The 22,123-nt window shown below is 65.5% G+C and carries 23 protein-coding genes; 18 read left to right on the top strand and 5 right to left on the bottom strand.

Features of this window, described 5'->3' with window-relative positions; genetic code table 11:
* Nucleotides 1-4 precede the first annotated feature (4 nt).
* The 6 genes from BJ997_RS17460 (at nucleotide 5) to BJ997_RS17435 (ending at nucleotide 7,625) form a co-directional block, all read left to right on the top strand.
* Nucleotides 5-1,156, top strand: a complete 1,152-nt coding sequence (locus BJ997_RS17460) for an ABC transporter substrate-binding protein (RefSeq protein ID WP_035837250.1) — start codon at nucleotides 5-7, stop codon at nucleotides 1,154-1,156.
* 74 nt (nucleotides 1,157-1,230) lie between these two features.
* The gene (locus BJ997_RS17455) at nucleotides 1,231-2,559 is read left to right on the top strand and encodes an aspartate aminotransferase family protein (RefSeq protein WP_201771731.1); all 1,329 of its coding nucleotides are present in this window, start codon (nucleotides 1,231-1,233) and stop codon (nucleotides 2,557-2,559) included.
* Nucleotides 2,560-2,673: 114 nt separating this feature from the next.
* Nucleotides 2,674-4,167: a CoA-acylating methylmalonate-semialdehyde dehydrogenase gene (locus BJ997_RS17450; protein WP_183323638.1), complete on the top strand. Its 1,494-nt coding sequence runs from the start codon at nucleotides 2,674-2,676 to the stop codon at nucleotides 4,165-4,167.
* A gap of 163 nt (nucleotides 4,168-4,330) precedes the next feature.
* Nucleotides 4,331-5,374: a sugar ABC transporter substrate-binding protein gene (locus BJ997_RS17445; RefSeq protein WP_236628947.1), complete on the top strand. Its 1,044-nt coding sequence runs from the start codon at nucleotides 4,331-4,333 to the stop codon at nucleotides 5,372-5,374.
* 164 nt (nucleotides 5,375-5,538) lie between these two features.
* A complete protein-coding gene (locus BJ997_RS17440; RefSeq protein WP_035836581.1) occupies nucleotides 5,539-6,354 on the top strand; it encodes an ATP-binding cassette domain-containing protein in 816 nt (271 codons plus the stop codon).
* Complete coding sequence (locus BJ997_RS17435; RefSeq protein ID WP_035836580.1) at nucleotides 6,351-7,625, top strand: sugar ABC transporter permease; 1,275 nt, start codon at nucleotides 6,351-6,353, stop codon at nucleotides 7,623-7,625. The genes BJ997_RS17440 and BJ997_RS17435 overlap by 4 nt, the downstream gene beginning before the upstream one ends.
* Nucleotides 7,626-7,649: 24 nt before the next feature.
* Here the strand turns inward: BJ997_RS17435 and BJ997_RS17430 are convergent, their stop codons facing one another.
* Entirely contained in the window at nucleotides 7,650-8,570 is a 921-nt protein-coding gene (locus tag BJ997_RS17430) for a LysR family transcriptional regulator (protein ID WP_035836579.1), read from the bottom strand.
* 134 nt (nucleotides 8,571-8,704) lie between these two features.
* Between BJ997_RS17430 and BJ997_RS21825 the strand changes: the two genes are divergently transcribed.
* The 3 genes from BJ997_RS21825 to BJ997_RS17420 are packed head-to-tail and all read left to right on the top strand — an operon-like array spanning nucleotide 8,705 to nucleotide 10,540.
* Nucleotides 8,705-8,827 (top strand): hypothetical protein, encoded by a 123-nt coding sequence (locus BJ997_RS21825; RefSeq protein WP_268871363.1) that lies wholly within the window; start codon nucleotides 8,705-8,707, stop codon nucleotides 8,825-8,827.
* Nucleotides 8,828-8,858: 31 nt separating this feature from the next.
* Nucleotides 8,859-9,413 carry an orotate phosphoribosyltransferase gene (pyrE, locus tag BJ997_RS17425; RefSeq protein ID WP_035836578.1) on the top strand — a complete coding sequence of 185 codons (555 nt, stop codon included), beginning with the start codon at nucleotides 8,859-8,861 and terminating at the stop codon, nucleotides 9,411-9,413.
* Nucleotides 9,413-10,540: a hypothetical protein gene (locus BJ997_RS17420; RefSeq protein ID WP_052542224.1), complete on the top strand. Its 1,128-nt coding sequence runs from the start codon at nucleotides 9,413-9,415 to the stop codon at nucleotides 10,538-10,540. Before pyrE ends, BJ997_RS17420 begins: the two co-directional genes overlap by 1 nt.
* 2 nt (nucleotides 10,541-10,542) lie before the next feature.
* Here the strand turns inward: BJ997_RS17420 and BJ997_RS17415 are convergent, their stop codons facing one another.
* Genes BJ997_RS17415 through BJ997_RS17405 form a run of 3 tightly spaced genes read right to left on the bottom strand, consistent with a single transcriptional unit; the run spans nucleotide 10,543 to nucleotide 13,332 of the window.
* The gene (locus BJ997_RS17415) at nucleotides 10,543-11,343 is read right to left on the bottom strand and encodes an HAD-IIA family hydrolase (RefSeq protein WP_035836577.1); all 801 of its coding nucleotides are present in this window, start codon (nucleotides 11,341-11,343) and stop codon (nucleotides 10,543-10,545) included.
* A gap of 28 nt (nucleotides 11,344-11,371) precedes the next feature.
* Complete coding sequence (locus tag BJ997_RS17410) at nucleotides 11,372-12,040, bottom strand: metal-dependent transcriptional regulator (protein WP_035836576.1); 669 nt, start codon at nucleotides 12,038-12,040, stop codon at nucleotides 11,372-11,374.
* A gap of 26 nt (nucleotides 12,041-12,066) precedes the next feature.
* Nucleotides 12,067-13,332, bottom strand: a complete 1,266-nt coding sequence (locus BJ997_RS17405) for an Nramp family divalent metal transporter (RefSeq protein WP_035836575.1) — start codon at nucleotides 13,330-13,332, stop codon at nucleotides 12,067-12,069.
* 105 nt (nucleotides 13,333-13,437) lie between these two features.
* Between BJ997_RS17405 and BJ997_RS17400 the strand changes: the two genes are divergently transcribed.
* The 9 genes from BJ997_RS17400 to BJ997_RS17360 all read left to right on the top strand — a co-directional run bounded on the left by BJ997_RS17400 (nucleotide 13,438) and on the right by BJ997_RS17360 (nucleotide 20,457).
* Nucleotides 13,438-14,070, top strand: a complete 633-nt coding sequence (locus tag BJ997_RS17400) for a TrmH family RNA methyltransferase (protein WP_035836574.1) — start codon at nucleotides 13,438-13,440, stop codon at nucleotides 14,068-14,070.
* Nucleotides 14,071-14,099: 29 nt separating this feature from the next.
* Nucleotides 14,100-14,474, top strand: a complete 375-nt coding sequence (locus BJ997_RS17395; RefSeq protein WP_035836573.1) for a hypothetical protein — start codon at nucleotides 14,100-14,102, stop codon at nucleotides 14,472-14,474.
* Nucleotides 14,475-14,583: 109 nt separating this feature from the next.
* Nucleotides 14,584-15,069, top strand: a complete 486-nt coding sequence (locus tag BJ997_RS17390) for a DUF3151 domain-containing protein (protein WP_035836572.1) — start codon at nucleotides 14,584-14,586, stop codon at nucleotides 15,067-15,069.
* Nucleotides 15,070-15,071: 2 nt separating this feature from the next.
* A complete protein-coding gene (locus BJ997_RS17385) occupies nucleotides 15,072-16,358 on the top strand; it encodes an adenylosuccinate synthase (protein ID WP_035836571.1) in 1,287 nt (428 codons plus the stop codon).
* Between the two features lie 85 nt (nucleotides 16,359-16,443).
* Entirely contained in the window at nucleotides 16,444-17,106 is a 663-nt protein-coding gene (locus BJ997_RS17380) for a GNAT family N-acetyltransferase (RefSeq protein WP_035836570.1), read from the top strand.
* Nucleotides 17,107-17,204: 98 nt separating this feature from the next.
* Nucleotides 17,205-18,173, top strand: coding sequence for a DMT family transporter (locus tag BJ997_RS17375; RefSeq protein WP_236628946.1), 969 nt, complete (start codon nucleotides 17,205-17,207; stop codon nucleotides 18,171-18,173).
* Nucleotides 18,174-18,209: 36 nt separating this feature from the next.
* Entirely contained in the window at nucleotides 18,210-18,551 is a 342-nt protein-coding gene (locus BJ997_RS17370) for a chorismate mutase (RefSeq protein WP_052542222.1), read from the top strand.
* Complete coding sequence (locus BJ997_RS17365) at nucleotides 18,548-19,471, top strand: SDR family NAD(P)-dependent oxidoreductase (RefSeq protein WP_183323636.1); 924 nt, start codon at nucleotides 18,548-18,550, stop codon at nucleotides 19,469-19,471. Before BJ997_RS17370 ends, BJ997_RS17365 begins: the two co-directional genes overlap by 4 nt.
* Before the next feature lie 32 nt (nucleotides 19,472-19,503).
* Nucleotides 19,504-20,457, top strand: coding sequence for an endonuclease/exonuclease/phosphatase family protein (locus BJ997_RS17360; protein ID WP_035836569.1), 954 nt, complete (start codon nucleotides 19,504-19,506; stop codon nucleotides 20,455-20,457).
* Between the two features lie 203 nt (nucleotides 20,458-20,660).
* On the opposite strand, the gene BJ997_RS17355 is transcribed toward BJ997_RS17360, so the two are convergent.
* Nucleotides 20,661-22,049, bottom strand: coding sequence for an MFS transporter (locus BJ997_RS17355; RefSeq protein ID WP_084141201.1), 1,389 nt, complete (start codon nucleotides 22,047-22,049; stop codon nucleotides 20,661-20,663).
* Nucleotides 22,050-22,123: the final 74 nt, after the last annotated feature.

Genomic DNA, 22,123 nt, shown 5'->3' with positions numbered 1-22,123 from the left:
AAACATGAAACACAGCACACGATGGCTCGGCACGTTCGGAACCCTCACCGCGGTCAGCGCGCTCGTACTCACCGGCTGCAGCGCGGGCAGCGACTCGGGCGGCGCAGCGAGTGACGCGGCGGACGGTCTCACCCCGGTGACCCTGCAACTGCAGTGGTCGGCGCAGGCGCAGTTCGCCGGCTACTACGCCGCGGTCGACCAGGGCCTGTATGAGGCGGAGGGGCTCGACGTGACGATCGTGGAGGGCGGTCCCGATATCGTTCCGCAGGACGTGCTCGCGGCCGGCGACGTGGACTACGCCATCTCCTGGGTGCCCAAGGTGCTCGGCTCGATCGAACAGGGCGCCAACATCACCGATGTCGCCCAGATCTTCGAGCGCAGTGCCACGACCCAGATCTCGTTCAAGGACAAGGACATCACCACGGCCACCGACCTCGCCGGGAAGAACGTGGGCAGCTGGGGCTACGGCAACGAGTGGGAGCTCTTCGCCGGCATGCAGAAGGCCGGGGTCGCGATCGACGACATCAGCCTCGTGCAGCAGGCCTTCGACATGAACGCCTTCCTCTCCGGCGACATCGACGCTGCGCAGGCCATGACCTACAACGAGTACGCCCAGGTTCTGGAGACCGTGAACCCGGAAACCGGCGACCTGTACCAGCCCGATGACCTCAACGTGATCGACTGGAACACCGAGGGCACAGCTATGCTCCAGGACGGCATCTGGGCCAACACCGACAAGCTCGAGAGCGATGAGGGCTACGCCGCCACTACGGTGAAGTTCATCAAAGCCTCGATCGAGGGCTGGATCTACGCCGCGAACAACCCTGAGGAAGCCGCCGCAATCGTGACCGCCGCCGGTTCGGCGCTGCCTTCTGGCCACCAGCTGTGGATGACCAACGAGGTCAGCAAGCTGATCTGGCCGTCCACAAACGGCGTGGGCCTGATCGACGAGGTCGCCTGGGCCAACACCGTCGACATCGCCCTGAACACCCAGAACGAGACCGGCAGCACCATTATCACCGCCGAGCCGCCCACGACCGCGTACTCCAACGAGTACGTACAACAGGCCCTCGATGAGCTCGAGGCGGACGGCGTCGACGTGATGGGCGCCGACTGGACCCCGATCGACGTGACGCTCACGGAGGGCGGCGAGTAAGCATTCGTATATCGGTCGGGCGGCCGCTGCCAGACAGGGGCCGCCCGACCACCAACACAGAAAGAAGCATCCGCGTGAACGACACCACCACCCCCCTGCTCGGCCTGAACGAGCGCACGAGCGAGCTCGACCGCGCGCACGTATTCCACTCCTGGTCGGCGCAGGGCGCGCTCAAGCCCCTCGTGATCGCCGGCGGCCTCGGCTGCCGGGTCTGGGACCACGAGGGGCACCAGTACCTCGACTTCTCGAGCCAGTTGGTCAACGTGAATATCGGCCACCAGCATCCGTCGGTCGTGAAAGCCATCGTGGAGCAGGCGAACCTGCTCGCGACCATCGCGCCGTCCACCGCCAACCTCGCCCGCGGCGAGGCCGCCCTGCGAATCGTAAACCGGGCTCCGGACGGCTTCAACAAGGTCTTCTTCACGAACGGGGGAGCGGATGCCAATGAGAACGCCATTCGCATGGCCCGCCTGCACACCGGTCGCGACAAAGTGCTCTCCACCTACCGGTCGTACCACGGCAATACCGGCGCGGCCATCGTGGCCACCGGGGACTGGCGCCGTGTGCCCAACGAATACGCGCGGGGACACGTGCACTTCTTTGGCCCGTACCTGTACCGCAGCGAGTTCTGGGCGACGACGCCCGAGCAGGAATCGGAACGCGCCCTGCAGCACCTCGAGCGCGTCATTCAGAGTGAGGGATCGACGTCGATCGCCGCGGTGCTGCTTGAATCGGTGCCGGGAACGGCCGGCGTGATGCTGCCGCCGCCCGGCTACCTCGCCGGGGTGCGCGGGCTCTGCGACCGCTACGGCATCTTGCTCATCCTCGACGAGGTGATGTGCGGCTTCGGGCGCACCGGGCGCTGGTTTGCCTTCGAGGGCTACGACGTGACGCCCGACCTGATCACCTTCGCCAAGGGAGTCAACTCGGGGTACGTGCCCACGGGCGGGGTCATCATCTCGGATGCGATCGCGGCCGGCTTCGACACCGCCGTATTCCCGGGGGGACTGACGTACAGCGGGCATCCGCTGGCCATGGCCTCGATCGTGGCCGCGCTCGACGCGATGGAGGAGGAAGGCATCGTGGAGAACGCGGCCCGCATCGGCCGCTCGGTGCTCGCGCCCGGGCTCGCGGCGCTCGCCGCCAACCACCCGATCATCGGAGAGGTGCGAGGCGAGGGCGTGTTCTGGGTCCTGGAACTCGTGACCGACCCACTCACCCGTGAACCGGTGAGCGCGGCAGTGATGGCGCGCATCAAGACCGAGCTACTCGCCCGTGGGCTGTTGCCCTTTCTGATGGAGAACCGCATCCACGTCGTACCGCCGTGCGTGGTGACCGACGCCGAGGTTGCCGAGGCCCTCGCAATCTACGACGAGGTACTCTCCCTCGACCTGCTCGCGTGACCTGCCCGCGAAATCGACGGAGATTTCGCGGGCTTCTGCCCTACAACGCGGGAAAACCGCTCAAATCGCCGAAATCTCCGTCGATTTCGGGACCGACGAACTGTAAGGACTCACATGACAACCGTGCTCAACCACTGGATCGGCGGCGCCGAGAGCGCCGCGGCGTCCACCCGCACCGCCCCTGTCTACAACCCGGCCACCGGTATGGTCGCCAAGAACGTACTGCTTGCGAGCAGCGCGGACGTTGACGGTGCTGTGGACGTGGCCGCCGCTGCTTTCCCGGGTTGGCGGGACACCAGCCAGGCCCGCCGCCAGACCATCATGTTCGCCTTTCGCGAACTGCTGAACGAACGCATGGGCGAGCTCGCCGACATCCTCACGGCCGAACACGGCAAGGTTACCTCCGACGCTCTTGGCGAGATTACCCGCGGCCTCGAGGTGGTGGAGTTCGCGCTCGGTATGCCGCACCTCTCCAAGGGTGAGTACTCCGAGAACGTGTCGACGGGAGTGGACGTGTACACGCTGCGCCAGCCTCTCGGCGTGGTCGGCATCATCAGCCCCTTCAACTTTCCGGCCATGGTTCCGCTCTGGTTCTTTCCGCTCGCGATAGCCGCCGGCAACACGGTCGTGCTGAAGCCGAGTGAGAAGGACCCGACCGCAGCCAACTGGATGGCCGCCCTGTTTACCGAGGCAGGTCTGCCCGACGGTGTCTTCAACGTGGTGCACGGCGACAAGGAGGCCGTCGACGCGCTGCTCGGACACCCCGATGTGCAGTCCATCTCCTTCGTGGGGTCCACCCCGATCGCGCGCTACATCTACGAGACCGCTTCGGCGCACGGCAAGCGTGTACAGGCGCTCGGTGGCGCGAAGAACCACATGCTGGTCTTGCCGGACGCCGACCTCGACCTGGCAGCGGATGCCGCGGTCAACGCGGGTTTCGGCTCCGCCGGTGAGCGCTGCATGGCCATCAGTGTGATCGTGGCGGTTGAACCTGTCGCCGACGAGCTCGTGGCGAAAATTACCGAACGCATGGGTGGGCTACGGGTCGGCGACGGCCTGCGCGGCTGCGACATGGGCCCGCTGATCACCGAGGCGCACCGCGATAAGGTGGCCTCGTACATCGACCTCGCCGCCGCCGACGGAGCGGATGTCGTGGTCGACGGGCGCGATGTGGCCGTCGACGGCGAGGCATCCGGTTTCTGGCTCGGCCCCACCCTGTTCGACCGGGTGAGCGTGCAGTCCAGGGTATACATCGACGAGATCTTCGGCCCGGTGCTGTCGATCATCAGGGTGGGCAGCTATGCCGAGGGCCTCAAGCTCATCAACGCCAGCCCGTACGGCAACGGCACCGCCATTTTCACCAACGACGGCGGCGCGGCGCGGCGGTTCCAGAACGAGGTGCAGGTGGGCATGGTGGGCATCAACGTGCCCATCCCCGTTCCGGTAGCCTCGCATTCGTTCGGCGGCTGGAAGAACTCACTCTTCGGCGACGCCAAGGCGTACGGCGCGGCCGGGATCGCATTCTTCACCAGGGAGAAGGCCGTGACCAGCCGCTGGCTCGATCCGAGTCACGGTGGGATCAACCTCGGATTTCCGCAGCACGACTAGTGCGTCAAGCCTCCATTCTGCCCCCCGTCGGGGGGTGCCATGGGGGCTTGACGCTTGTGCCCGGCGGGACGACCTTGGTTGCACCATCAATCGGGATGGCCACAGCGGAGGCATATCGATGAGAAAAGCACGCGTAAGAATCGCGCTACTGAGCGTTGTCCTCATGGCAACGACCGGGACGTTGGCTGCCTGTTCCACGACCAACACCGGGAGTACCACGGACGTGTCTGGCGGGGAGACGGTCAAGATCGGGCTGCTTCTGCCTGAGTCCAAGACGACCAGGTACGAAAGCTTCGACCGGCCGCTCTTCGAGGCGAAGCTGAAGTCGCTCGGCAACTACGAGATTGTCTATGCCAACGCGGACCAGGACGCTGCCAAGCAGCTGCAACAGGCCGAGTCCGCGCTGACGCAGGGAATCGCGGTGCTGGTGCTCGACCCCGTGGACGCGGCGGCGGCGGCCAGCATTGTGGCGTCGGCGAGATCCCAGGACGTACCGGTCATCTCCTACGACCGGCTGATCACGAGCGAAGACCTCGCGTACTACGTCTCCTTCGACAACGAACAGGTCGGTGTGCTGCAGGGCACCGCGCTCGTGGACAAGATCGAAGAGAACGGCGGTGCCACTGACCCCCAGGGCATCGTTATGATCAACGGTTCGCCCACGGACGGCAACGCGGCCCAGTTCAAGAAGGGCGCCCATTCGGTGATCGATCCGTCCGGTATCCCCATCCTGGCGGAGTATGACACTCCTGACTGGAGCCCCGACAAGGCTCAGGAATTCATGGCCGGCCAGATCACCCAGTACGGCGATGACATCATCGGCGTGTACGCGGCCAACGATGGAACCGCGGGGGGTGCGATTGCGGCGCTCATGGCAGCCGGAACCGATCCACTGCCTCCCGTGACCGGGCAGGATGCCGAGCTTGCCGCCATCCAGCGCATCGTCGCCGGAGACCAGTTCATGACGGTCTACAAGGCCATTAAGGCCGAAGCCGAGCTGGCCGCAGAAATTGCGCACCAACTGGCCACCGGCGAGACACCCGAGGGCGACACAACGGTCGAGGGAACACCGTCGACGCTGCTGACCCCGGTGGTCGTGACAGTTGCCAACATCATGGACACTGTCGTCGCGGATGGTTTCTACACCGTGGAGCAGATCTGCACGGCCGAATACGCGGAGGCCTGCACGGCCGCCGGAATCGAGTAAAGAGGACCTGCCGGCCGGGGCCCAGCGGGTTCCCGGCCGGCTCTCCCGCCCGCCCAGTAATGCCCCGCCCCGCAACGCCAGGCCCGCTCATCGAGCCAGCAACCCTCATCACGTACGGGCTCATCCATAACGGGCTCACAGCCCCGTCTACTAAGGACAGACCAATGGCGGTTCTCTCCCCTTCCCCCAGCAATGCGACGACACGCACGCCCCTGCTCTCGATGCGTGGCATCAACAAGAGCTTCGGTGCGGTGCAGGCGCTGACCGATATCAGCCTGGACGTCTACCCAGGCGAGGTGGTGGCTCTCGTCGGAGACAACGGCGCCGGAAAGTCGACCCTGATCAAGATCCTGGCCGGAGTACACCCCGCAGACACCGGTTCTATCGTTCGAGACAACAAACCGGTTTCCATCAACACCCCGGCGGAATCCAACCGGCTCGGAATCGCGACCGTCTACCAGGACCTCGCCCTGTGCGACAACCTCGATGTGGTGGCCAATCTGTTCCTCGGACACGAACTCGGCGCGGTGACGCTCAAGGAAGTCGAAATGGAACAGCGAGCCTGGCAGTTGCTGCGACAACTGTCGGCAAAGATTCCGTCTGTTCGTATCGTCGTGGCGTCCCTGTCCGGCGGACAGCGCCAGACTGTTGCGATAGCGCGGTCGCTGATCGGTGACCCCGGAATCGTGATACTCGACGAGCCGACGGCTGCGCTCGGCGTGGCCCAGACCGCGGAGGTCCTCAACCTGATCGAGCGGTTGCGCGAACGGGGGCTGGCGGTCATCCTGATCAGCCACAACATGGCCGATGTGCAGGCAGTGGCGGATCGGATCGTCGTGCTGCGCCTCGGCCGGAACAACGGTGAATTCATCGTGGGCGAGGTGAGCTACGAGGAGATCATCGCCGCCATCACCGGAGCCTCAGACAATGCCGTGACCCGACGGGCCCAGGCGCGCAACGAGGAGGAGAACCAGTCATGACCACCCCGACGCCCGCCGAAGCCCTGCCCGACCCGTCACTGTCGGCCATGGCGGCCGACCTGCAGGACGAGCGCCTCATCCAACGAAATGGTCTGCGAGGCGCGTTCCAGGCGGCCTGGTCCCGAATTCGCACGGGTGACCTCGGCTCGTTGCCCGTCGTGATCGGACTGATCGTGATCTGGGTGGCTTTTCAGCTGCTCAACGAGAACTTCCTCTCGCCGACCAACCTCGTCAACCTCACCCTCCAGTGCGCGGCCGTGGGAACCATCGCCATCGGCATCGTGCTCGTGCTGCTGCTCGGCGAGATCGACCTTTCGGTGGGCTCGGTCAGCGGGCTGGCTTCCGCAATCCTCGCCGTGGGTTTCGTGAATATGGAATGGCCTTTAGCGCTGGCATTGCTCGCCGCCGTCGCAGCAGGCGTCCTCGTGGGGCTGCTCTACGGGATCCTGTACACCCGGTTCGGCGTGCCGAGCTTCGTGATCACCTTGGCCGGGCTGCTCGGCTTCCTCGGGCTGCAACTGTATGTACTCGGCAGCACAGGCTCGATCAACATCCCCTTCGACTCCTGGATCGTGCAGTTCGCAAGCCAGTGGTTCCTTCCGGAGTGGCTCGCCTACGTGCTCGTGGTTCTCGTCGTGGTGACGTTTGCCGCCCAGGCCTGGGTGACCGCGCGGCAACGTCAGGTGGCCGGACTATCGGCTGCTGCGACATCCGTTCTCGTGGCCAAGAGCGTGGGCCTGCTCGTGGTGCTGGGCGTTCCGACCTGGTACCTGAACCAGGGGCGTGGCGTGGGCCTCATGTTCCTGCTGTTCCTGGTGTTCGTGGTCGTGATGAATTTCTTCCTCACCCGCACCAGGTGGGGCAGGTCGGTCTACGCCATCGGCGGCAACGTTGAGGCCGCGAGGCGGGCCGGCATCAAGGTGAAGCAGGTCTACGTCTCGATCTTCGTGCTCTGTTCCACATTCGCGGCTATCGGCGGCATCCTCGCGGCCGGGCGCCTCGCGGCGGCTAACCAGGGCAGCGGCGGCGGCGACACCAACCTCAACGCCATCGCGGCGGCAGTGATCGGCGGGGCCAGCCTGTTCGGTGGCCGAGGAACGGCGTACTCGGCCCTGCTCGGCATCCTCGTGATCCAATCGATCTCCAGCGGGCTCACCCTGCTCAACCTCGACTCATCGATCCGCTACATGATCACCGGTGCCGTGCTACTGCTCGCCGTGATCGTCGACTCGGTGTCGAGGCGCTCCCGCGTGACGCATGGGCGTGCCTAGACAGGCTGTAGAGGCGCAGCCAGCTCAGCGAGGAGTGTGCTTCGATTGCACCCGCGCGGCCTGGACGCGCAGAGACTCGACGACAGTGCGCACGGCGAGGCGTTCGGCCCTGTCGGGGCGCATCAGGGCCACGATCTGGCGCTCGGCATCGACACCGCGCAGCGGCTTGAGCACCAGCCGTTCCGGCTGGCCGCCGCCCGAGGTGTAGCGCGGCACGAGGGCTATGCCAAGCCCCGCCGTAATGAACGACTCGACCAGGCGCAGGTCGGAGAATCGCTGGGTCACGGTGAGTCGCTCACCGGACTGCTGCTCGATCTCGTGCAGGATTCGTTCAAAGGGATATCCCTCCGGCACGCCGATCCAGGGTTCACCAGCCACATCGTTCGCAGAAACAGATGCCCGTGCCGCCAGCCGGTGGTGCGACGGGAGCCCCACATCCAGAGGCTCGGTCATCAACGGAACGACGCTGAGGCCCCGCCCGCCCCACGCGGGCTGGCCGCGCATCGTGTGCGCGAGCACGATGTCGAACTCCGCGGTGAGCGCCGGAAAGTCGCTGAGTTCTGGGTCGAGGTCGGCGCAAGTCACTACGAGGCCCGGTGTGTCGGCCAGGTCGGCAAGCACGCCAGGCAAGAGCATCTGGCCGGCGGTGGGAAAGGTGACGACACTCACCTCACCAGTGGCGAGGTTGCGAAACTCGTCCCAGAGGGCGTTCGCGCGCTCCAACGCGACCGCCACATCGGTGGCGCTGCGGGCGAGTGCGCGACCGGCCGACGTGAGCACGAGGCCGCGTCCTTTGCGTTCGGTGAGCGGCAGACCGGCCTCGCGCTCAAGTACCTTGAGCTGCTGGGACACCGCAGAAGGGGTGCGGTGCGTGGCCTTCGCGACCGCCGTCACGGTGTGTCTTTCGGCCAATTCTCGGAGCAGCTCAAGTCGTTGCACATCCATGTAGCAAGGCTACAGAGTTAAGGCTAAATAATACGGTTGTGCTGCACTGTTTCCAGTGCTCAAATAAAAGAGTCGATCACGAGCAATGGCGCTTCCGTCCCACGACCAGCCACCTCTTTTCGAAAGGCACTCCCATGTTCGCTCTTCTCGTCCTCCTCGCTGTCATCTCCATCGGGTCCATCGCGGCCCTCGTCGGTGTCGTTGCCCGCGATGGCTACCGCCGTCTGCCCGAGCGCGCGCTGGTTCGCATCTTCTAGGCTCTGCCCGCTGCATCGATGCCCTAAAGTTGTGTCTGTGAAGGATACGCGGCAGAAACTCATCGATTTCATCTCGGCCGAGGCCGTTTTTCAGGGGGACTTCGTTCTCACGAGCGGTAAATCGGCCACGTACTACGTGGATCTGCGCCGCGTGAGCCTGGATCACCGGGTGGCCCCGCTGATCGGCCAGGTCATGCTCGACCTCATCAAGGACATTCCGGACATCGCCGCAGTCGGGGGTCTCACGATGGGTGCCGACCCCATTGCCGCCGCCGTGATGCATCAGGGTGCGGCCGCAGGCAAAAGCTACGACTCCTTCGTTGTGCGCAAGGAGCCCAAGGACCACGGCCGTGGCCGCCAAGTGGAGGGTCCCGATCTCGCGGGTAAGCGCGTCGTCGTGCTCGAAGACACCTCCACGACAGGTGGATCACCCCTCGCCGCGATCGAGGCCCTGCTCAAGGTGGGCGCCATCATCGCCGGCGTCGCCGTGGTGGTCGACCGCAACACCGGTGCGCGCGAGATTATCGAGGCCGCCGGCTACCCCTACTACGCGGCCCTCTCCCTTGAGGACCTGGGGCTGAACTAGTGCCGAAAGACGACGAGTCCGACCAGGGCGTCGACTGGTTGACGTCGCAGTTCGGCCAGCCTGAGGCCGATGAGGCCGCGCCGGTGGCCGAACCTGAAGTCGTACCGTCGGTGACAGCCTCCGTTCCGCCGATCGCCCCATTTCGGGAGGTCGAGCCCGCCGGGTCCGTCGAGCCCCCTGACCCTATTGCGTCGCGGGAACCGGAACCGGCGCCGGCACCCGCACCCGCGCCCGCACCGTCCGAGTTTGACTCAGTGCTGCGTTCCGCCCGAAGCCAGGCCGAACTCGAGCCCGAGCCCTGGTGGACCACCCCGGTGACGGCCGCGACTGCCGAGACGGCAACGGCGGATGAGAGGGCCTCGGTCGTTTCTGACGAGGTCGCAGTTGAGGCGGCATCGACCCAGGTTCTTCCCGCAGATCTGGAATTGGGAACAGCGCTTCCGGCTCCGCTCGGCACGACTGGCGCCGCACCATCCGCTCCCGAAGGCGTCACACTCGACGCGAGCCCTCCGAGCCCTCCGAGCCGCCATTCGTCGACACCCACGGCGAAAAAGGCCACCAGAATCGTGATCTGGGTCGGCGTCGCCATCGTTGCCGTCATCGTGCTCGTGGGCCTATTCCTGCTGGGCCAACGGCTTGCCGGCACGGCAGCTCCGATCGCCGTCGCCATCTCCACGGCCAGTGCCACGCCCACCCCAACGCCAACACCCACACCCACTCCGGAGGTCACGGCAGCGCAGCCGGCGGGAGAGCACGCGTGGAACACGCTGTTCGGTGGGGAGTGCTTGCAGCCCTATTCGTCTCCGTGGGATGAGAATTTCACCGTCTCCAACTGCGCCGCAGCTCACGGCGCCCAACTCGTCTACCGAGGGTCCTTCGGCGGCGACGCGGCCACGGCCTTCCCCGGCGAGGCAGCCTTGGCTGCCCAGATGAACCTACTCTGCAGCGCTCCCGGCGTGCTCGACCTCGCCGCGGCCGGCGCCTATCCCGACCTTCAGGTGCAAGGCAGCTATCCGGTCACCGAGGAGCAGTGGGCCGACACCGCGCGCAACTACTACTGCTTCGTAAGCCGGTCCTCGGACGAACCGCTCACCACGAGCGTGGCCGGTCCCGGCCCGAGCGCTTAGCGCTAGATCTCGTCGGACTCGATGAGGTCGGTCGAGAGCAGTTCGTGAACCCCGGCGAGGATCTCGTCCGGGCGGAACGGGTAGCGCGCGATCTCCGCGTCGTCGCTGATGCCCGTCATGACGAGGATGGTGTGGAGGCCAGCCTCGATGCCGGCAACAATATCGGTGTCCATTCGGTCGCCGATCATGGCTGTGTTCTCCGAGTGCGCGCCGATTTTGTTCATGGCGGAGCGAAACATCATGGGGTTGGGCTTGCCCACGATGTAGGGCTCCATGCCCGTTGCCTTGGTGATGAGGGCTGCGATCGCACCGGTGGCCGGCATTGGGCCGTCGGCGCTGGGTCCGGTGGCGTCTGGGTTGGTGGCGATGAACCGCGCGCCACCCAGGATCAGCCGGATGGCTTTGGTGATCGCCTCGAAGGAATAGTTGCGCGTCTCACCGACGACCACGAAGTCGGGATTCGTCTCGGTCATCGTGAAGCCGGCCTCGTGCAGGGCCGTGGTGATGCCCATCTCGCCGATCACGAAAGCGGTGCCGCCCGGCAACTGCGCCTGCATGAAGTCCGCGGTGGCGAGGGCTGAGGTCCAGATGCGGTCCTCGGGAACATTGAGGCCGGAGGACCGCAGTCGTGCACTGAGGTCCCGTGGCGTGTAAATGGAGTTATTGGTGAGCACCAAGAACGGCGTGCCGGTGTCTGTCCATTCTTGGAGCAGCTCGGCGGCGCCCGGAAGGGCCTGGTTTTCGTGCACAAGTACACCGTCCATGTCGGTGAGCCAGCATTCGATTTCGTCACGGCGGGCCATGTGGCGCTCCTGTCGTCGGGGTTTCAGCCTAGCTGGGCACTGCGGCAATGCGGTTATGCGTAACCCAGACCGCGTCTCCCGCCCCCGCCGTCACCCGGCGGGTCTGGCCATCCGTTAATTGCAGGGTAAGCGGCTCGAGCAGGGTGAATTCAACCCCCGGCCCGATCCCGTCTGCCGCGAGCTCGCGCAGCACAGCCGAGTCGCGGTCGCTCACCCGGAGAACCGTGCCCACGTGTCCGATGCCAACCCGGGCCAGCAGAATCGCGTCAGGGTGTGGCGAGGTGCCATCGGCGAAGGGAATCGGGTCGCCGTGCGGGTCGCACGCCGGATGGCCCAGGCGCATGTTGATCGCCTCAAGCAGACGGTCGGAGATGGAGTGCTCGAGCACCTCGGCCTCTTCGTGCACCTGGTCCCAGTCGTAGCCCATTTCCCTCACAAGCCAGGTTTCGATGAGCCGGTGGCGACGTACGACTGCGGTGGCACGCAACACACCGGCATCCGTCAAAGAGAGCGGGCCGTAGGGAACGTGCGTGATCAAGCCCGCCAGGGCGAGCTTCTTCACCATCTCGGTGACGGACGACGGGGACACGCCGAGGCGGGTGGCGAGCGCTTTCGGGGTGATCGGCTCGTTCTGCCACTCGGTGTGCGAGTAGATGGTCTTGAGGTAGTCCTCGGAGGCGCGAATGGTGTGCTTCATGGCAGTCTCAGGGTATCCCGGCAGGGTCAGGCCCCGGTAAAGACGAGCACGAGGAGCACCACGTTGAGGGCCACGAGTGCCACGGAGCAGAGTGCGCCGGCCACGGTCGTGAACCACCGGTTCGCAAAGGTTCCGAGCAGCCCGCGCTGCGCGGTGAGCCATACGAGTGGAATGAGCGCGAAGGGAATGCCGAACGAGAGTACGACCTGACTCAACACCAGTGCCTCCGTGGGGTCGAAGCCCACGCCCAGAATGAACAGGGCGGGAATCAGAGTGACGAGCCGCCGCAGCAACAGAGGAATTCGCAAGTGGAGCAGGCCCTGCATGATCTCGGCTCCTGCGTAGGCACCCACCGAGGTGGAGGCGAGTCCCGAGGCGAGAAGTCCGACGGCGAAGGCGGTGGCGACGGCCGGGCCGAGTGAGGACTGAATCGCCGTGTAGGCACCCTGCAGGGTGTCGGTGCCGTCCACACCCTGCAGAGCGGATGCCGCGAGCAGCAGGATTGCCAGATTCACGGTGCCGGCGATCGCCATGGCAATTGTCACGTCCCATTTCGTCGCCCAGAGCAGTCGTCTGGTGGCCGTGGTGCCCTGCCATTCGGGGAAGCGATCTCGGGCCAGAGAGGAATGGGCGTAAATGGCATGCGGCATGATTGTGGCGCCGAGGATGGAAGCGGCGAGCAGCACCGAGTTGGCGCCCTCGAAGCGGGGGACCATGCCACCGAGGATCTGCCCCGCGTCCGGCGGAGACAGGAAAACGCCCACGGTGAAGCCCACGGTGATGATGAGCATGAGTGCCACGATCACTCGTTCGAAGACCTTGGGGCCGCGACGGGTGTGCACCATCAGCACGACCATGGAGATCACGCCGGTTATTATGCCGCCGACGATCAGTGGCAGGCCGAATAGGAGGTAGAGAGCCACCGCCCCACCGATGATCTCGGCCAGATCGGTGGCCATCGCCACGAGCTCGGCCTGGATCCAGTACAGCCGGCGGGCGAGTGGGCGCTTCATGCGCACACCCAGGATCTCGGGCAGGCTCTGGCCCGTGACGATGCCGAGTTTGGCCGACAGGTACTGGATGAGCCAGGCCATCACGTTGCCGGCCACCACGACCCACACGAGCAGGTAGCCATAGCGGGCACCGGCGGTCATGTTGCTCGCCACATTGCCCGGGTCGAGGTAGGCCACGCCGGCCACCAGGGCAGGCCCGAGCAGCCACAGCAGCCGCGACGACGCCACTGTTGTGGGGGTCATCGACCTGTCGCGCCGCGGTGCATCGGTTTTCGTCATACCGAAACCCTAGTGAATAATTCGGCTCACCGAAACCCCACGTCCCGCTGGTCGCGTCTCAACAGGATCGACAACCGGACAGGCGGGACGCGATAAAGTTGATCGGTGAGTACGCCAGCGGATAACCCCACCAACGAGCTTTCGACCTACGGAGTGGGACCGTGGCAGGGCGAGTGGCCCCCCGAGCCGATCTACGACCGGGAGTTGCTCGAGCGCGGCGACACGCGCAACGTGATCGACCGGTATCGCTACTGGCTCATGGAAGCGATCGTGGCCGACCTTGACGAGCATCGGCATCCGTTTCACGTTGCCATCGAGAACTGGCAGCACGACATGAACATCGGCTCGATCGTGCGCAGCGCCAACGCTTTTGCGGCCGATACCGTGCACATCATCGGTCGCAAGCGCTGGAACAAGCGCGGCGCCATGGTGACCGATCGGTACCAGCATGTGATGCATCACCCGGATGTGGCGACCTTCGTGGAGTGGGCGGCGGCCGAGAGCCTGCCGATCATCGCGATCGATAACGTGCCCGGCTCGGTGATCATCGAAACCTACAGTTTCCCCGAGCGCTGCGTGCTTCTCTTCGGGCAGGAAGGCCCCGGCCTGTCGGAGGCCGCCGTCGACTCGGCCGACGCCATCGTGGAGATCAGCCAGTTCGGTTCCACCCGATCGCTCAACGCGTCTGCGGCCGCCGCAGTCACGATGCACAACTGGGTACTGCAGCACCACTTCTGAAAAGCAGGCGCAAGGGCTACCGTGGGGTCATGACTGCGATCACTGATGATCTGCCCGCCCGACTGCTGCACGAAGAACACGAGGGGTGGCAAGCCCTTGTGGCCGGTCAGGGTGCTGATTATTTTCAGCGTTCCATGACCCGCGACGGCCTGTTGATCCTACCCGGTGCCATCATCGGCCGTGACGAACTCACCGGACCGATTGTGGACCTCGCGGCATGCGACGACTACCAGGTGCACGAACCGGCCGTGATCCGCCTCGGCGAGCACGCCGGGATCGTGGTGTCCCGCGTGGTGGTGCGTCGTGGCGAGCACCTGCACGAGTACTTCGTGTCGACCACGTATGTGTTCGACGATGACGGCGGCGGATGGTGCATCGCGGCGCAGCAGCGCACGCTGGCGTAGCCAGCTGGGGGCCGGCCATCCTGCGATGACCGGCCCGTCTTTCCGGGCGGGAATCCATCCCGTCGGCCCTGGTCACGCGGTCCTCAACCGCGCCGCGATAGGATCTAGTGTGACCGGCGAAAATTTGCTCGACCAGCCAGCGACCCTCCTCCCCGAAGAATCGGAGGTGATCGCGGCACTCAGCCGAACCGCAAGGCAAGACATTGCCCGCGTGGCGTGGGCGCATCCCACCTCTTCCCTCGCTTGGGCGGCGCTCGCCGACGTGGCCTACGCGGACGGACGAATCCTCGAGTCCTACGCCTTCGCCCGCGTCGGGTACCACCGCGGCCTTGACGCCCTGCGCCGGGCAGGCTGGAAGGGTCACGGCCCGGTGCCGTGGAGTCACGAGCCGAACCGCGGGGTTTTGCGCGCTCTCTTCGCGTTGCGCCGCGGCGCCGAGGAGATCGGGGAGACCGACGAGGTCACCCGTCTCACAGTCTTTCTCACGGATGCCGATCCCACCGCGATCGCGCGGATCGAGGACGTTCCGGCAGTGAACCCCGGGAGCGATCCCGCGCCCCCCACTGAAGCTTTTGTCATTCGAGGAGAGAACTAGATATGCCAGCGATCGTACTGATCGGCGCCCAGTGGGGCGATGAGGGCAAGGGCAAGGCCACAGACCTGCTCGGCAGCCGCGTCGACTACGTCGTCAAGTTCAACGGTGGAAACAATGCCGGGCACACCGTGGTGGTCGGCGACGAGAAGTACGCCCTGCACCTGCTGCCGTCCGGCATCCTGAGCCCCGGCGTCACGCCCGTGATCGCCAACGGTGTCGTCGTTGACGTCGAGGTGCTCTTCGAGGAACTCGACGCGCTGAGTGAACGTGGCGTCGATGTGTCCAGACTCAAGGTGAGCGCGAACGCTCACCTCATCACCGCCTACCACCGCACGCTCGACAAGGTTTCGGAGCGTTTTCTCGGCAAGCGGCAGATCGGCACGACCGGGCGTGGCATCGGGCCGTCGTATGCCGACAAGATCAACCGTGTCGGTATCCGCGTACAGGACCTGTTCGACGAGAACATTCTGCGTCAGAAGGTGGAGGGCGCCCTCGACCAGAAGAACCACCTGCTCGTGAAGGTATACAACCGGCGCGCGATCGAGGTCGACGAGATCGTGAACGAGCTGCTCGGCTACGCGGAGCGCCTGCGCCCGATGGTCGCCGACACCGCGCTGCTGCTGCATCAGGCGCTCGATGCCGGCAAGACAGTGCTCTTCGAGGGCGGCCAAGCCACCATGCTCGACGTGGACCACGGTACCTACCCTTTCGTCACATCGTCGAACGCCACGTCGGGCGGTGCTGTCACCGGTTCGGGAATCGCCCCCAACCGCATCGACCGGGTGATCGCGGTCGTCAAGGCGTACACAACCCGCGTCGGTTCAGGCCCGTTCCCCACGGAGCTCTTCGACGATTCCGGAGAGTTTCTGCGCGCCAAGGGCTTCGAATTCGGCACCACGACAGGCCGGCCCCGTCGCTGCGGCTGGTACGACGCGCCCATCGCCCGCTACACCTCGCGCATCAACGGTGTCACTGACTTCGTGCTCACCAAGCTCGACGTTCTCACCGGCCTCGAGAACATCCCGGTGTGCGTGGCCTACTCGGTCGACGGCGTGCGCGTCGACGAGGTTCCGGTGTCGCAGTCAGACTTCCACCACGCGACTCCCCTCTACGAGGAGTTCCCGGGCTGGACCGAAGACATCACTCACGTGCGCGACTTCGATGATCTGCCGCAGAACGCGAAGGACTACGTGCTGAAGCTCGAGTCCATCAGTGGCGCCCGCATCTCGGCGATCGGCGTGGGCCCCGACCGCGAGGCGATCGTGGTGCGCCACGACCTGATCGACTGACTGTAGTCATCTGGTGGCCCCCATTCCACGATTTCTCGTGAAGTGGGGGCCATCATTGTGCGCACTTTGCTGGCAGAATATCTCCGTGACCGCCGTACGCCCGCCTTCAGCCACCCTGCGAGGCCGCTTTGTGCAGCTGCAGCCCCTCGGCAGTGCCGCCCTTCCGGAACTGCACGCCGCCATCGCGCACCGCGCGGTCTTCGAGAGCGGCTACGGCGGCGGTCTGTCGGCCCTTCGAACGGATGTCGACGGTTTCGTCGCGTGGGCCCGTGACTATTTCCAGTGGGAAAGCCTGCCGTATGCGGTTCGGTTGCTCGGCGGTCTGAACGACGGCGACCTCGTGGGCACCACGACTCTCGGCGACCTCAACCTCGAGCGCGAATCCGCTCAGCTCGGCTGGACCGCCTACGACCCCAGGGTGTGGGGCACAGCCGTCAACGCCGAAACGAAGCTGCTGCTGCTCGACGAGGCCTTCCGGAACGGCTTCGGTCGTATCCAGATTCAGGCCGACTGCCTCAACGTGCGATCGCGGGCCGCGATCGCGGGCATCGGCGCGACCTTCGAGGGGGTGCTGCGCCGGGACAGGCCGCGGGCGGACGGCACCTGGCGGGACACCGCGGTGTATTCGATCCTCGCCGATGAATGGAAGGCCGTTCGGGTGGGCCTGCAGGCGCGCGTCGACGCGTACCCCCGCCGCTCGATTACCTACCACAGCGTGCCCCACACGAACAACGACGTGCGCCGGTAGCCGTGTGGCGCGACCCATTCGCGCCACACATCGGCGAATTTCGGACGTGGCGGCGGACGCGGGGTCGGCGGGCCGACTGCTCGGGATAGTCTCGGTTGGTGAGCCAAACTCCCTCCTCCAATAAGACCCTCATCAGCGTGCAGTTTCTCGGCATGGGCCTGATCTGGGGCGCGAGTTTCCTGTTTATGAAGATTGCGCTTGACGGCGTCTCCTTTGGGCAGGTGGCCTGGTCGCGGTTGGTGCTCGGCGGGCTGACACTGGGCCTGATCGTGCTGGCCCGACGCCCGCGCGTGAACGGCGCGCCGGTGTTGCCGCGCGAACCCATCGTCTGGCTGCACTTCCTGGTGATCGCGATCACCGGCTGCCTCGTGCCGCACTTGCTCTTTGCCTGGGCCGAACAGTACGTGTCGTCGAGTCTCGCGAGCATCTACAACGCGGTGACGCCCATTATGACCGCGCTCATGGCCACGCTCGCCTTCCGGGTGGAGCGGCTGGCGCGCGGCCAGGTCGTGGGAGTCGCCATCGGCATCCTCGGGGTCGTCGTGATCATTGCCCCGTGGCGCTATGCCGCGCTGACCGGCGACCTCTGGGGGCAGTTTGCGTGCCTCGGGGCGGCCGTGTGCTACGGCTTCACCTTCGGCTACACCCGCAAGTTCCTGAGCGGCCGTCCCATCGCCGGCAGCACCTTCGCTTTTCTGAACATCGGGCTCGCAGGCGCCCTGATGCTGCTCCTCACGCCCGTGCTCGCCTGGCACCCTGTGCAGCTCAGCTGGTCGATCGTGCTGAGCCTTCTGGCGCTCGGCGCGCTCGGCACCGGCCTCGCCTACATCTGGAATATCAACGTGCTGCGTGCCTGGGGACCCACGAACACCTCCATGGTGACCTACGTCACGCCGGTAGTAGGGGTCACCCTCGGTGTGATCGTGCTCGCCGAAACCTTCTCCTGGCATGAGCCGACCGGCGCGGTGCTCGTGCTGTTCGGTATCCTGCTGACGCAGAAACGACTGCGGTTGAGCCGGCGTTCCCGCCGACCGATCGTCGACAGCACGCCGGTTGCCACGCCCTGAGAACCCACGCCCACGCGCATGCATTATCGTCGAAGCATGGCCGTACACGAGGAACTGCCCGCCGACGCGGGCCAGGACGCAATTGACCAGTTGCACAGCATTCGCGAGAGCATCGACAATATCGATGCGGCGCTCATCCACCTGCTCGCGGAACGTTTCAAGTTCACGCAGCAGGTCGGTCGTCTCAAGGCCGTGCACGGGCTGCCGGCCGCCGACCCCGGCCGTGAGCTCGAGCAGATCGACAGGCTGCGCGCCCTCGCCGTCGAGTCCCACCTCGATCCGATGTTTGCGGAGAAGTTTCTGAATTTCGTGATCGCCGAGGTCATCCACCACCACGTGCAGATCGCCACCGGAACCGCCGCGACCGACCTGTCGTGAGCTGGAATCCGCGCAGCCTGCCCAGCCAGGTGGGCAAGACCTTCGTAGTGACCGGCGCGAACGCGGGCCTCGGGTATTTTACGAGCGAACAGCTCGCTGGCGCGGGCGCCCACGTGATCCTGGCCTGCCGCAACGAGGCGCGAGCCAACGCGGCGCTTGCGGCCATTCGAGCGCGCGTGCCCGCGGCATCCGTCTCGTTTCTGCAGCTGGACGTGTCGGACCTCCAATCGGTGCGGGACGTTTCGGAGACCCTGCGCGCGCTGCCGCGCCTCGACGGTCTCATCCTCAACGCCGGAATCGTGCACCCGTCGGCCGACCGCCTCGTGAGTCTGGACGGCAACGAACTCATCTTCGCAACGAACTTCCTCGGGCATTTTGCACTGACGGCGGGCACGCTGATGGCGCTGCGCCGCACGCCCGGCAGTCGTGTGGTGTCGCTCGGCTCGGTCATCTCACGACTGATGGACTCCTCGCTCGATGATCTGCAGCTTGCCACGACGTACAACGGGTGGAAGGCCTACGCTCAGTCGAAGATCGCCATGCAGGTGTTCGGTTTCGAACTCGATCGTCGCCTGCGCGCGAACGGGGCGGGTATGGTGCAGTCGCTCGTGGCGCACCCGGGGTATTCCATCTCCGGGTTGACGCCCACCATCCCATCTGTCAACGAGATCACCCCTGCCAAGCGAGTGATCGACGGGCTGCAGTTGCTCGTGGGCGCGCAGAGCAAACAGCAGGGTGCCTGGCCCACCGTGCGGGCGGCGATCGACCCGGATGCCCACGGCGGCGACTACTTCGGCCCTCGTTTCCTCACCCGCGGCAAACCGACCCGCCAGCCGGCCACCCGCACGTCGCGTGACCGCGGCGTGGCCGCAAAACTGTGGGAACGGGCCGAGACGCTGATCGGGGAGCCCTTCCTCTAAAGGGCTAGCCCGACGGGCCGAGTGGTGCTTTCATGGATAGCGTGGTAGATGTGCCAGCGGACGTGGCAACGGAACTCACGCAGTTGGGTGCCGCGGTCGACGCTGTCGTTCCGCACAAGACCGACACCAACCTGCTCGTGGGCAGCTGGAACCTTCGGGGTTTCGCGGGCGTCTCTCGCACGTGGTCGGCCACGCCGGACACGAAACCGCAACGGGACTGGCGGGCTGTCGCGAGCATCGCGGAGATCATCTCCCGCTGGGATGTCGCGGCCATCCAGGAAGTTCGCCGCGACGTGGCCGCGCTCCGTTTTCTGATGGACAGCCTCGGACCGCACTGGCGGGTGCTCACCTCGGACGTCACCGAGGGCGACGCTGGCAATGGGGAGAGGCTGACGTTCCTGTACGACACGACCCGGGTTCAGCCCTCGGGCCTCGTGGGCGAGATCGTGCTGCCGACCGGGCTGCGGCGAGCGACCGCGACGCAATTCGCGAGGTCTCCGTACGCGGCCAGTTTCACCCGCGGTGGAGTCGAGTTCATCCTGACAACGGTGCACATCATCTGGGCCAATGTCAGTGAACGCATTCCGGAGATCCGCGCCTTCGCCAGCTGGATGCGGGACTGGGCAGACCGCCGAAATGATTGGAACGAGAACCTGCTGGTGCTCGGCGACTTCAACATCGACCGCTACGGCAACCCGCTCTACAACGCCTTCGTCGAAACCGGGCTGTTCCCGCCGCCCGAGCTGAACAAGCTGCCGCGCACCATCTTCGACGACGAAAAGTCCGCTCACTTCTACGACCAGATCGCCTGGTTCACCACGAACACCCACCCGGTGAAATCACTGCTGTCCGGGCTTGAATACACCAACCACGGCGGGTCGTTCGACTTCCCCAGGTTCGTCTACCCCGGCATGCCACCGGAGAAACTCAGCTGGCGCATCTCCGACCACTACCCGCTGTGGGTGGAGTTCGCCCTCGCCAGCTGACCCGCACATGCTGTGCGTGCCCTTCCGCTGATCGAGCAGCGGGCCCGTTTTGGGCCCGCGTCTGTCGAGACCTCGTGAGTCCGTCTTGCAAGTTGGTCGCGGGGTCTCGGCACGCTCGCACGCTCGCTGCTCGACCGGCGGAATGGGAGCTCGCAAGCTCGACAGTCGAACGAGAGACGACCAGCGAGATGGCCGCGGGGCGGTTAGGCGTCTTTCAGGTCGATGCCCTTCGTCTCCTTCATCATGAAGCAGGCCACGGCGGTGCACACGCAGAGCACCATCACGTAGGCACCGGAGAGCCAGCCCAGATCCATCGAATTGAACAGCGCGTTCAGGTACGGGGCCGTGCCGCCGAACACCGCCACTGAAATCGAATACGCGAAGCCGATGGCCTTGGTGCGCACACGGGTGGGGAAATTCTCCGCCAACACCGCGGCGAGTAGGGCGCCCGGAATGGCCACGATGACAAGGGCGGTGGCAGAGGCCACGAGCAGGGTCCAGCCTTGGCTCGTGATCATGGTGTTGAGCGGAATCGAGACGGCGATCATCAGCACGGAGAACCCGATCATCATCGGGCGACGGCCGATCCGGTCGGACAACATGCCCCAGAGCGGCAAGGTCACGAGGGCGATCATCTGCGCGACCATCGTCACCCAGAAGGCCGTATCAGGGTTCATCCCCTTCTCGGTGATGGCGTAGGTCGACGCATAGGAGGTCCACGTGTAGTGCGCCGCGGTGATGCCGGAGGTCATCGCGATCATCAGGAGGATCGCACGGGTCACCTGCGATCCCGATCGCTTGGCTGGCTTGACCGCCGCTGTCTTCACGTCCGCCTGCTTCACGTCCGCCTGCTTCAGGTCCGCCTGCTTCGCATCCGCTTTCTGGGCGTGAAAGACCTCGCTCTCCTCCATGTTGCGGCGCATGTAGAGCGCGGCGAGGGCGAGCAGGCCGCCGAGCACGAACGGGATGCGCCATCCCCACTCGGCAACGCTGCTCGCGCTGAGCACGGTGGTGACGCCGCCGGCGACGGCGTAGGCGAGCACGGAACCGCCGAAGATGGCGACGAAGACGACGCTGCCCCAGAGGCCACGCCGCTTCTTGGGCGCGATCTCGGCCACGTACGTGTAGACCGTGGCGGATTCACCGCCGTGCGCGAACCCCTGCAGCATGCGCACGAGCACGAGGAGCACCGACGCCCAAGCGCCGATCGCTCCGTAGGTGGGCATGATGGCGATAGCGAGGCTACCGCCGGCCATCATGAGCATCGTCGTGACGAGCACGATCTTGCGGCCGTGACGGTCCGCCATGTGCCCGAACACGACGCCCCCGAGCGGCCGCATCAGGAAGCCAACCGCGAAGACCGCGAGGGTTGCCAACAGGGCAGAAACGGGGTCGTCCGAGTTGAACATTGCTGCGGCGATGAACGGGGCGAAGACCGCGTACGCGCTCCATTCGTACCATTCCAGCACGTTGCCGAGAACGCTCGAAAAGAGAGATTTTCGTTTCGACTGCCCGCCGTCGTCTGCCGTGGGGCGTCTCGTCTGGTCGGTTTGCCGGCCCAATTGCTGAGCGGATGTTGCGGGGTGCGTCATGAGAAGAGGCTCCTTTGCCTGGTTCTGCGCGTGCTGGAGGAACGCGGCACGCGTGTGCGGCCGCGCTTGGATGG

This window comes from Cryobacterium roopkundense (assembly GCF_014200405.1).
In the GTDB taxonomy this organism is placed as follows: Bacteria; Actinomycetota; Actinomycetes; order Actinomycetales; family Microbacteriaceae; genus Cryobacterium; species Cryobacterium roopkundense.
The sequence above is the reverse complement of the archived record's forward strand: the minus strand, read 5'-3'. Positions and strand labels throughout refer to the sequence as shown.